Source organism: Faunimonas sp. B44 (genome assembly GCF_052655945.1).
Genome location: NZ_JBQYEX010000014.1, coordinates 49,994 through 60,808 on the forward strand (window position 1 = coordinate 49,994; position 10,815 = coordinate 60,808).

Consider the following 10,815-nt stretch of genomic DNA (forward strand, 5'->3'; position numbering starts at 1 on the left):
TGATCGTGCGGTGCTAAGCCGACATGAGCACCGGAGTTCAATCGACATGACGCTGCGCCGCTTCGCAGTGCCTCTCCTGCTGCTGTGCTCCGCCACGCCCACTTGGGCGCAGTCGGCGCAGGAGATCGGCGAGATGAGGCTCTACATCCAGCAGCTCGAGGACCGCGTCCGCCAGCTCACCGGCGACGTGGAGCGGCTTACCTACGAGCTCAACCAGGCCCGCGCCGGCACGCCGCAGATGCAGCCGGGTGCGGGCCAGCTCCCGCAGGGCGCCTGGCAGAGCGGCGGCTATCCCCCGCCGCAGTCGCAGCAGGCCCATCCCGGGAGCGACACGCTGGCCGGCGGTCCGGGCGTCCCGCCCGGCGAGCCGCGGGATTTCTCGACGATGTCCATTCCCCAGGACGACCCGCGGATCGCGGCGGACGGGGATGGGCTGGACGGTTCGGCGCCGCTCGACCTGTCGGCGCTCGCCGGCGGAGCCGCGATTCCACCGCCCCCCGGCGCCGGCGACCCGATGCTCGGCGCGCCCATTCAGCCGCAGGCTCAGCCGTTTCCCGCCGCGCCCGACGTACCGATCACCGCGTCGCTCGGCGGCGGCACGGCGCGCGAGGAGTACGACGTGGCCTACGGCTACGTGCTCACCGGCGAGTACGACATGGCGGAGGCTAGGCTGAACGCCTGGCTCGAGGCGTTCCCGAACGAGGCCCAGGCTGCCGACGCGCGCTTCTGGCTCGGCGAAAGCCAGTTCCAGCAGGGCAAGTACCGCGAGGCTGCGAACGCGTTCCTCAACGTCTACAAGACCACGCCGCAGAGCCGGAAGGCGCCGGATTCGCTGATGAAGCTCGGAATGTCCCTGGGACAGCTTGGGGAGAAGGACGCAGCGTGCGCCACGCTCTCCGAATTCGGCCGCCGCTATCCCGATGCATCGGCCACTCTGAAGTCCCGGGTCGATGACGGGCTTCGTCAGAACGGCTGCTGACCCGCCGGAGGCGCCGATCGCTCCTCCGGACGTTCTCTTCGCCGGGCTCGCCTCCGCGCAAGGATTGGTCCTCGCTATCTCCGGCGGCCCCGATTCCACGGCCCTGATGGTTCTCGTCGCCCGGTGGGCGGCGCGGCCGCCGGTGCTGGTGGCGACGGTCGATCATGGTCTGAGAGCCGAGGCGGCCGCGGAGGTGCGGCTCGTCGAGGCGAATGCGGCGCGGCTCGGGCTGCCGTGCCGTGTCTTCCGGGTCGATGCACTTCCGGGCGGCAACCGCCAGGCGGCGGCCCGCGAGGCGCGGTATGGCTGCCTGATGCGCGCCGCGGCGGAGGCCGGGTTCGACACCGTGGTGACCGCACACCACCGCGAGGACCAGGCGGAGACGTTCCTCCTGCGGCTCGCCCGGGGCTCCGGCGTCTACGGGCTCGGTGCCATGCGCGACAGCCGCATCGTGGACGGGCTCGTCGTGGCCCGCCCGCTGCTCGATTGCCCGCGCGCGGCGCTTCACCGCGTCGCCGCGGAGAGCGGGCTCCCGGTAGTGAGCGATCCATCCAACGAGGATCTGCGCTCGGACCGCGTGAGGATGCGAAGGCTGCTGCCGGATCTCGCGTCGCATGGTTTCGATGCGGAGCGGCTTGCCGGCACGGCGCGGCGCCTCGGCAGAGCCGCCGACGCGCTCGACTGGTGCTGCGAGAGGCTCGTCTTCGACCGATGCGCGGTTTCGAGCGCAGGCGAGGTGAGCGGGCCGACCGACGCGATCCTCGACGTTCCGGAGGAAATCGCGGATCGGGCGCTTGCCCGCATGCTGGCCGCCGCCGCAGGCGCGGCGTATACGCCGGACCTCGCTCGGGTTCAGGCGATCCGCGAAGTGCTGGCCGCGCCGGCCCTTGCCGGAAAGTCGGCGCGGACGCTGCATGGCGCGGTCGTGACGGTGTCGGAAGGCCGTTTCCGCATCGCGCGCGAATGGGGCAGGGCGGGGCTCCCGCTGCGCCCCGCCCTCTCAGGGACGGATATGGTCTGGGATCGCAGGTTCCGCGTGGCCATCCCGGAACTGTCGGGTCCGCATCACATTGCGGCGCTCGGCGGCGGCGCCGCCTCGTTCGCCTGCGACGGCATTGGCAGGTCGACGCTGCGCACGCTGCCGGCCTTGTACTCGGAGGGACGCCTGGTTGCCGTGCCCGAGCTGTTGCAGGACAGCGGGGAGCCGGTCGGCGCCGGCCGCTTCAGGGCCGAATGCCTCGTGCGCGAACGCCTTCGTGGCGGTGGGGCAGGGAGTGTCCGGAAGCCGGCGTCCGGCATTCCGCCGGATGCCTGGACCTGCGGCAGGTGATCACGGCCGCGCCGGTATCGCGCCTGCGCTGCCGATGTGCCGCTGAAGCCCGCTTGGCATAAAGGGTGCAACAACCTATCTAATCCAGCATTGGGGAATGGGCGCGGGTGCGAGCGCTGCCTGGCTGGCCCGAGGTGGTACTGAATGAACCAGAATTTCCGCAATTTCGCGCTGTGGATCGTGATCCTGCTCCTGCTGGTAGCGCTCTTCAATTTGTTTCAGAACCCCTCCAGCCAAACGGCTGCAAACGAAATCAGTTATTCCCAATTCCGGAGCGATACCGCCGACGGCCGCGTGAAGTCGGTCACGATCGCCGGGGAGGAGATCACCGGCACCTATTCCGACGGCACCCGGTTCCGCACCTTTGCCCCGCCCGGCACCGACTACGTTCCGATGCTGGAGGAGCGCGGCGTCGCGATCCGCGCGCGGCCCCAGGACGAGAAGATGTCGTTCATCTCCGTCCTCATCTCCTGGTTCCCGATGTTCCTGCTGATCGCCGTGTGGATCTTCTTCATGCGGCAGATGCAGGGGGCGGGCGGCCGCGCGATGGGCTTCGGGAAGTCCAAGGCCAAGCTCCTCACTGAGGCGCACGGCCGCGTCACTTTCGAGGACGTCGCCGGCGTCGACGAGGCGAAGGAAGACCTCGAGGAGATCGTCGAGTTCCTGCGCGATCCCCAGAAGTTCCAGCGCCTCGGCGGACGCATCCCGCGCGGCGTCCTGCTCGTCGGCCCGCCCGGCACGGGCAAGACGCTGCTCGCTCGCGCCATTGCGGGCGAGGCGAACGTCCCCTTCTTCACCATCTCCGGCTCCGATTTCGTCGAGATGTTCGTCGGCGTCGGCGCTTCCCGCGTGCGCGACATGTTCGAGCAGGCGAAGAAGAACGCGCCCTGCATCATCTTCATCGACGAGATCGATGCGGTCGGCCGCCATCGCGGCGCCGGCCTCGGCGGCGGCAACGACGAGCGCGAGCAGACGCTCAACCAGCTGCTCGTGGAGATGGACGGCTTCGAGGCGAACGAGGGCATCATCCTGATCGCCGCCACCAACCGGCCCGACGTGCTCGATCCCGCGCTGCTGCGGCCCGGCCGCTTCGACCGCCAGATCGTGGTGCCGAACCCCGACGTCGTCGGCCGCGAGAAGATCCTGAAGGTGCACGTGCGCAAGGTGCCGCTGGCGCCCGGCGTGAACCTCAAGACGATCGCGCGCGGCACGCCGGGCTTTTCCGGTGCGGACCTCATGAACCTCGTCAACGAGGCCGCGCTTCTTGCCGCCCGCCGCGGCAAGCGGCTGGTCACGAGCCAGGAGTTCGAGGACGCCAAGGACAAGGTCATGATGGGCGCCGAGCGGCGCACCCTCGTCATGACCGAGGACGAGAAGCGGCTGACCGCCTATCACGAAGGCGGCCACGCCATCGTGGCGCTCCACGTGCCCTCGACGGATCCGGTCCACAAGGCGACCATCATCCCGCGCGGTCGCGCGCTCGGCATGGTCATGCAGCTGCCGGAGCGCGACCAGCTTTCGATGACCTTCGAGCAGATGACCTCCCGCCTCGCCATCCTGATGGGCGGGCGTGTCGCCGAGGAGATGATCTTCGGCGAGAAGAAGGTCACGTCGGGCGCCGCCTCCGACATCGAGCAGGCGACCAAGCTCGCCCGCGCAATGGTGACGCGCTGGGGCTTTTCCGATGCGGTCGGCAGGGTCGCGCTCGGCGAGAACCAGGAAGAGGTCTTCCTCGGCCATTCGGTCGCCCGCCAGCAGAACATCTCCGAGGAGACGGCGCGGAAGATCGACCACGAGGTCCGCCGCCTCGTGGACGAGGGCTATGCCGAGGCGCGCCGGATCCTGAGTGAATCGAAGGACGAACTCGAGGCGCTCGCGCAAGGGCTCCTCGAATTCGAGACGCTGTCGGGCGAGGAGATCAAGGATCTCCTGAACGGCAAGCGCCCGGTGCGCGAGGATCCGAGCAGCGACGAGACTCCGCCGCGCGGTTCCGCCGTGCCCTCCACCGGTCCGCGCGCCAAGCCCGACAAGGGCAGCGACACGGGCCTGGAGCCGCAGCCGACCTGAGCTGTCACCAAGCGATACAAAATGTGAGGCCCGGGCCCCGGCCCGGGCCTTTATACGTCCCGGCGGGGAAGGGAATCACAAGGATTTCCAGCTACCGAGTTGCGGAATGCGGGTCGCCGTCGCGACCGGCCGCGCAAGCGATCGTGGGCAGGCAATGACGAGACGCTACTTCGGGACCGACGGCATCCGCGGGACCGCCAATCTCTATCCGATGACGCCCGACATCGCGATGCGCGTCGGCATGGCCGTCGGGCTCCACTATCGCAACGGCCATCGGCAGCGGGTCGTGATCGGGAAGGACACCCGTCTCTCCGGCTACATGCTGGAGAATGCGCTGGTGGCGGGGTTCACGGCCGTGGGCGTCGACGTGTTTCTGCTCGGCCCGATCCCAACGCCTGCCGTCGCCATGCTGACCCGCTCGATGCGCGCCGATTACGGCGTGATGATCTCGGCGTCCCACAACCCCTATGCCGACAACGGCATCAAGCTGTTCGGCCCGGACGGCTTCAAGCTGTCCGATCTCGTCGAGAGCGAGATCGAAGCGCTGATCGATTCCGACCTCGCCAGGCGGCTCTCTCCGGCTTCCGAGCTCGGGCGCGCGAAGCGGGTGGACGGCGTGCTCGATCGCTATATCGAGTTCGCCAAGAGGACCTTGCCGCGTCAGCTGTCGTTCGACGGCATGCGGGTGGTGGTGGACTGCGCAAACGGCGCCGCCTACAAGGCCGCCCCGCTCGCACTGTGGGAGCTCGGCGCCGAAGTCGTATCCATCGGTGTGGAGCCCGACGGCTTCAACATCAACCGCGACTGCGGGTCGACCGCACCGGAGGCGCTGGCGCGCAAGGTCCACGAGGTGCGCGCCGATGTCGGCATCGCACTCGACGGCGACGCCGACCGGGTCGTCATGGTCGACGAGAAGGGCCAGGTGATCGACGGCGACCAGCTGATGGCGCTCGTCGCCGGCTACTGGAAGGACGAGGAGCGCCTCGTCGGACCGGGCATCGTCGCCACGGTCATGTCGAACCTCGGCCTCGAGCGGTTCCTGGCCGCCCAGGGGCTCTCGCTCGTGCGCACGCCCGTCGGGGACCGCTACGTGATGGAGCACATGCGCCAGCACGGTTTCAACGTGGGCGGCGAACAGTCCGGCCACATCATCCTGTCGGACTTCGCGACGACGGGGGACGGCCTCATCGCGGCGCTCCAGGTGCTCGCGGTCGTGTGCCGCGAGGGCCGCCCCGTCAGCGAGGTCTGCCACCGCTTCGACCCGGTCCCGCAGGTGAAGAAGAACATCCGCTACCAGGGCGGGCAGCCGCTCGAGAACGAGCAGGTGCAGCGCGTGATCGCCGATGCCGAGCAGAAGCTCGGCAAGACCGGCCGCCTGGTGATTCGTCCCTCGGGGACGGAGCCGGTGATTCGCATCATGGGGGAGGGCGACGACGCCGATCTCGTGCTTCAGGTCGTGAACGACATCGCCGAGGTCGTTCAGCGCGCGGCCTGAGCGGCCTCGGTTGCGCGCCTGCGGCGGGCGTCCGCCTCGAAAACCCCCACCCCGAGCAGGATGAGGGCCAGGCCGATCAGGTCCGAGGCGGTCAGCGCTTCCGCAAGCGTCGTCGTTCCGACGAGCACCGCGAAGGCCGGCACGAGGTAATTGGTGATCGCCAGGAACCGCGCGCCCGCCCGCTCCAGGACCCAGTAGATGACGAGGGTTGCGAGCGCGGTCGGGAATACGCCGAGCACGGCGACCTGCGCCAGTTCCGGCCATCCCGCATGGGTCGGGAATTCGGGACCGAACAGCGCCGTGAGCGGGACGATCGCAAGGGCGGCCATGATCAGCGTTCCGGCCGACTTCTCGGCGAGAGTCATGGGCGGCATCAGGCGCGCCGTCACGTTGTAGACCGCGTAGCAGAGCCCGGCGCCGACGAGGGTCAGTTCGCCGATAAGCGCCATGTCGCCGAGGTCCGGCGCGGCCAGGCCCGCGGGCCCGATCAAGGCCACGACGCCCGCAAATCCCACGAGCAGCCCGACCAGCGCCGGCCGCGTGATTCGCTCGTCCGGAAGCGCGATGTGGGCCAGCAGCAGCACCATGAGCGGAACCGCCGCCATCAGGATCCCGGCGACGCTCGAGGGAATGTGCTGCGTGCCCCAGGACACCAGCAGGAAAGGCGCCACGTTGCCGACCAGACCGAGCCAGAGCAGCCAAAGCAGCGCCCGCGGAGAGGCCGGCACGACGCGGCCGCGGAGGAGGGCGTAGCCGGCGAGAATCGCTGCGGCGAACACAATTCGTCCGGCCGCGACCCATGCCGGCGGAACGGTATCCACCACGCTCTTCGTCACGGCGAACGAGGACCCGAAGACGACGACGAGGAAGGCGAGGGCGGCCCACTCGGCCGGGCCGCGACGGTTCAGCATGGCGGGCTCGTGCTCCTTCCGGCCCCGCACCTAGATTGCGGCCGGCCGTCCCGCAATCCGCTTCTTGCGCATCCGATGAGCATCCAGCGACCCAGGCCAAAGTTAAGAAGGATGGTTAAACCCTTCTTAAGCAGTTCCATTGCATCTTGTGCCCCGTGACGGCGGATCTGCCACGGCAACATCTGGCGCGCCGCAATTGCAAAGAGGACGACATGCTGAAACTCACCAGGATCGCGCTTGCCGCCTGCGCGTCGGCCGCGGCGATGTCGGCCGCCAACGCGGCCGACATGCCCATCTACATTCCCGAGGCACCGATGCCCGTGCCCGAAATGCCGATCGCCGTCAGCGGCTGGTATCTGCGGGGCGACATCGGATACAAGATCTACCGGAATCCGAGCCCCACCTTCAACGATCCCCTGACCGGTCCGGTCCCCTTCTCGAGCAACAGCATCGAGGAGACCGGGATGATCGGTGCGGGCATCGGCTACAAGTTCAACAACTTCTTCCGCGCCGACCTGACGGTCGACTACGAGTGGCCGGCCCAATTCTCCGGCCAGACGCCGTGCCCGACCTGCACCGGCTTCACCTACGCCCGGGAGTATGCCGATCTCTCGGCCTGGACGACGATGGTCAACGGCTACGTCGATCTCGGCAATTTCAGCGGCATCTCGCCCTATGTCGGCGCGGGCATCGGCGCCTCCTACGTGACCGCCGACAACGTGCACTACGTCGCCAACGGGAAGCGGGGAGAAATTCCGGGAACGGCTTCCAAGTGGAACCTGGCCTGGGCGGTTATGGCCGGCGTCGGCATCGAGTTCTCGCCGAACGTCGCACTCGATGTCGGCTACCGCTATCTCGATCTCGGCAGCGGCGAGTCCCCGGTGCTGCAGGGCCTGACGAGCCGCATCAAGTACGAGGATCTCACCGCGCACGAACTGCGCGTCGGCCTGCGCTACACGATCTACTGACCGCAGCCGACAGGCTCTTGTTGCGGGGCGGCGGGCGAGGAGCCCGCCGCCCTTTTTGTCGCGCCCGCCGCACCGTGCCGGGCTGGCTTTGCAGTTGCACGACGGATCGTTTGGGCGTATCGCCGCCAGCGGGACACCCCTCCCCACCGAGGGGCACCTATCTGGAAGGATAGCTCAATGACGGCGATCGAAAGACCGGCCAAGCGGCCGGCGAATCCGTGCTTTTCTACCGGGCCCACGGCAAAGCGGCCCGGCTGGTCTCCCGACATCTTCGCGAATGCCCTCGTCGGCCGGTCGCACCGGTCGAAGGACGGCAAGGCGCGCCTGAAGCGCGCCATCGACGAGACGCGCAAGGTGCTCGGCGTCCCCGCCGACCATCTCATCGGGATCGTTCCGGCCTCCGATACCGGCGCCGTCGAGATGGCGCTCTGGTCGCTGCTCGGCCCGCGCGGCGTCGATGTGCTGGCGTGGGAGAGCTTTGGGCGCGACTGGGTGATCGACGTGCTGAAGGAACTCAAGCTGCCGAATGTGCGGGCGCTCGAGGCGGAATACGGCGATCTTCCCGACCTCGCCTCGGTGGACTTCACCCGCGACGTCGTCTTCACCTGGAACGGCACGGCCTCCGGCGTCCGCGTTCCGGACGGCGACTGGATCGACGCGAACCGGCAGGGCCTGACGATCTGCGACGCCACCAGCGCCGCATTCGCCATGCCGCTCCCCTACGAGAAGCTCGATGTGGTGACCTTCTCCTGGCAGAAGGTGATGGGCGGCGAGGCGCAGCACGGGATGATCGTCCTGTCACCCCGCGCGGTGGAGCGCCTGCGGTCGCACAAGCCCGCCTGGCCCGTTCCGAAGGTGTTCAGGCTGACCAAGGGCGGCAAGCTGATCGAGGGCATCTTCGCCGGCGAGACGATCAACACCCCGTCCATGCTCGCGGTCGAGGATTATCTCGACGGCCTCGCCTGGGCACGGGCGATCGGCGGGCTTCCGGCGCTCTTCGAGCGCGCGGACCGGAACACCAGGATCCTGGAGGACTGGGCGGAGCGGACCCCGTGGGTCGGTTTCCTTGCCCGCGATCCGGCGACGCGCTCCAACACCTCCGTCTGCCTGACCATTGCCGATCCGGAGATCGTGCGGGCTGGTCCGGATGCGCCGGCGGCGATCGCGAAGGCGATCGTGGCGGTCCTCGAATCGGAGAAGGCGGCCTACGACATCGCCGCCTATCGCGACGCGCCCGCGGGGCTCCGGATCTGGTGCGGCGGGACGGTCGAGGCGTCGGACGTGGAGGCGCTGCTGCCCTGGCTCGACTGGGCGTTTGCGACCCAGAAGGCGCAGCTGAAGGCCGCCGCCTGAGCCGATCAGCTCTCCGCCGATTCCCATCCTGCAATGCGGGCGCGGCCTTTCCGCGCCTGCTCACCCGCGAGCAGATCCATGACACCCCGCGTTCTGATTTCCGACAGCCTTTCGGAAACCGCCGTCCAGGTCTTTCGCGACCGCGGCATCGACACTGACTTCCGTCCCGAGCTCGGCAAGGACAAGGAAGCGCTCCTTGCCGCCATCGGGGAATATGACGGACTTGCCATCAGGTCGGCGACCAAGGTCACTGAGAAGCTGATCTCGGCCGCCGGACGGCTCCGCGTCGTCGGCCGCGCCGGCATCGGCGTCGACAATGTCGACATTCCGGCGGCGACGGCGAAGGGCATCATCGTGATGAACACGCCCTTCGGGAATTCGATCACCACAGCCGAACACGCCATCGCCATGTTGATGGCCTGCGCCCGCCAGATCCCTGCGGCCGACCAGTCGACACAGGCCGGCAAGTGGGAGAAGAACCGCTTCATGGGCGTGGAGATCACGTCCAAGACGCTCGGCGTGATCGGCTGCGGCAATATCGGCTCGATCGTGGCCGAGCGGGCGCAGGGCCTCGCCATGCGTGTGATGGCCTACGACCCCTTCCTTTCCGACGACCGGGCCTTGGAGCTCGGCGTCGACAAGGTCGATCTGGACGAGCTCTTCCACCGCGCCGACTTCATCACGCTGCACACGCCGCTCACCGACAAGACGCGGGACATCATCGACGCCAAGGCGATCGCGAAGATGAAGGACGGCGTCTACGTCGTGAACTGCGCGCGCGGCGGCCTCATCGTCGAGCGCGACCTCCGCGACGCCCTGGAGAGCGGCAAGGTCGCGGGCGCCGCCGTGGACGTGTTCACGGAGGAGCCGGCCAAGGAGAACGTCCTGTTCGGCGCGCGGAACGTCATCTGCACGCCGCATCTCGGCGCCTCCACCACCGAGGCGCAGGAGAACGTCGCGATCCAGGTCGCCGAGCAGATGGCCGACTATCTCACCACCGGCGCGGTGCGCCATGCGATCAACATGCCTTCGATCTCCGCCGAGGAGGCCCCCCGCCTCGTACCCTTCGTCAGGCTGGCGGAGCAACTCGGCTCCTTCGCCGGGCAGCTCACCGAATCGGGCGTGCGCGAGATCCGCCTGGAATACGAAGGCGACGTCGCCGACATGAACACGCGGGCGCTGACGGCCGCCGCGCTCGCCGGGTTCCTCACGCCGCAGCTCCAGACCGTGAACATGGTCTCGGCGCCCGCTTATGCGAAGGAGCGCGGGATCCGCGTGCAGGAGACGCGGCGCGAGCAGCACGGCGCCTATGAGAGCTACATTCGCCTCACCGTCGTCACGGAGCGGCAGGAGCGGTCGGTCGCCGGAACGGTATTCTCGGACGGCAAGCCGAGGATCATCCAGATCAAGGGCATCAACATGGAGGCCGAGCTCTCCGAACGCATGCTCTACATCACCAATCAGGACCAGCCCGGCTTCATCGGCCGGCTCGGCACCACGCTCGGCGATGCCGGGATCAACATCGCGCGAATGCAGTTCGGCCGCGACCACGCCGGCGGCAATGCGATCGCGCTCGTCTCCGTCGACCAGCCGATCGCGCCGGAGATCCTGACCGAGGTGCAGGCCCTGCCGCATGTCATCCAGGTGCGGCCGCTCGCCTTCTGATCAACGCTTGGGCTTGCCGCCCAAACACTCTATAGAGGGCCACGCCC

The 10,815-nt window shown here is 68.4% G+C and carries 8 protein-coding genes; 7 read left to right on the top strand and 1 reads right to left on the bottom strand.

What is annotated here, in order from left to right:
- Nucleotides 1-46 precede the first annotated feature (46 nt).
- The 4 genes from ybgF to glmM all read left to right on the top strand — a co-directional run bounded on the left by ybgF (nt 47) and on the right by glmM (nt 5,871).
- The gene (gene ybgF / locus ACUN0C_RS17340; RefSeq protein ID WP_445467656.1) at nt 47-979 is read left to right on the top strand and encodes a tol-pal system protein YbgF; all 933 of its coding nucleotides are present in this window, start codon (nt 47-49) and stop codon (nt 977-979) included.
- Nucleotides 951-2,309 carry a tRNA lysidine(34) synthetase TilS gene (tilS, locus tag ACUN0C_RS17345; RefSeq protein WP_445467657.1) on the top strand — a complete coding sequence of 453 codons (1,359 nt, stop codon included), beginning with the start codon at nt 951-953 and terminating at the stop codon, nt 2,307-2,309. Before ybgF ends, tilS begins: the two co-directional genes overlap by 29 nt.
- A gap of 144 nt (nt 2,310-2,453) precedes the next feature.
- Entirely contained in the window at nt 2,454-4,376 is a 1,923-nt protein-coding gene (gene ftsH, locus ACUN0C_RS17350; RefSeq protein WP_445467658.1) for an ATP-dependent zinc metalloprotease FtsH, read from the top strand.
- 154 nt (nt 4,377-4,530) lie between these two features.
- Nucleotides 4,531-5,871: a phosphoglucosamine mutase gene (glmM, locus tag ACUN0C_RS17355; protein ID WP_445467659.1), complete on the top strand. Its 1,341-nt coding sequence runs from the start codon at nt 4,531-4,533 to the stop codon at nt 5,869-5,871.
- Here glmM and ACUN0C_RS17360 read toward each other — a convergent pair.
- Nucleotides 5,856-6,812, bottom strand: coding sequence for a DMT family transporter (locus ACUN0C_RS17360; RefSeq protein ID WP_445467660.1), 957 nt, complete (start codon nt 6,810-6,812; stop codon nt 5,856-5,858). The genes glmM and ACUN0C_RS17360 overlap by 16 nt on opposite strands.
- A gap of 182 nt (nt 6,813-6,994) precedes the next feature.
- Between ACUN0C_RS17360 and ACUN0C_RS17365 the strand changes: the two genes are divergently transcribed.
- The 3 genes from ACUN0C_RS17365 (at nt 6,995) to serA (ending at nt 10,768) form a co-directional block, all read left to right on the top strand.
- Nucleotides 6,995-7,750: an outer membrane protein gene (locus ACUN0C_RS17365; protein WP_445467661.1), complete on the top strand. Its 756-nt coding sequence runs from the start codon at nt 6,995-6,997 to the stop codon at nt 7,748-7,750.
- A 177-nt stretch (nt 7,751-7,927) separates the two neighbouring features.
- On the top strand, nt 7,928-9,103 hold the full coding sequence (locus ACUN0C_RS17370; RefSeq protein WP_445467662.1) for a phosphoserine transaminase: 1,176 nt from the start codon (nt 7,928-7,930) through the stop codon (nt 9,101-9,103).
- 78 nt (nt 9,104-9,181) lie between these two features.
- Nucleotides 9,182-10,768 (top strand): phosphoglycerate dehydrogenase, encoded by a 1,587-nt coding sequence (gene serA / locus ACUN0C_RS17375; RefSeq protein WP_445467663.1) that lies wholly within the window; start codon nt 9,182-9,184, stop codon nt 10,766-10,768.
- The last annotated feature ends 47 nt before the right edge of the window (nt 10,769-10,815 follow it).

What these genes read in the sequence shown, in the direction of transcription:
- ftsH (WP_445467658.1), top strand. Translation starts at nt 2,454, where the DNA reads ATGAACCAGAATTTCCGCAATTTCGCGCTGTGGATCGTGATCCTGCTC.
- ACUN0C_RS17365 (WP_445467661.1), top strand. Translation starts at nt 6,995, where the DNA reads ATGCTGAAACTCACCAGGATCGCGCTTGCCGCCTGCGCGTCGGCCGCG.
- tilS (WP_445467657.1), top strand. Translation starts at nt 951, where the DNA reads ATGACGGGCTTCGTCAGAACGGCTGCTGACCCGCCGGAGGCGCCGATC.
- ACUN0C_RS17370 (WP_445467662.1), top strand. Translation starts at nt 7,928, where the DNA reads ATGACGGCGATCGAAAGACCGGCCAAGCGGCCGGCGAATCCGTGCTTT.
- serA (WP_445467663.1), top strand. Translation starts at nt 9,182, where the DNA reads ATGACACCCCGCGTTCTGATTTCCGACAGCCTTTCGGAAACCGCCGTC.
- ybgF (WP_445467656.1), top strand. Translation starts at nt 47, where the DNA reads ATGACGCTGCGCCGCTTCGCAGTGCCTCTCCTGCTGCTGTGCTCCGCC.
- glmM (WP_445467659.1), top strand. Translation starts at nt 4,531, where the DNA reads ATGACGAGACGCTACTTCGGGACCGACGGCATCCGCGGGACCGCCAAT.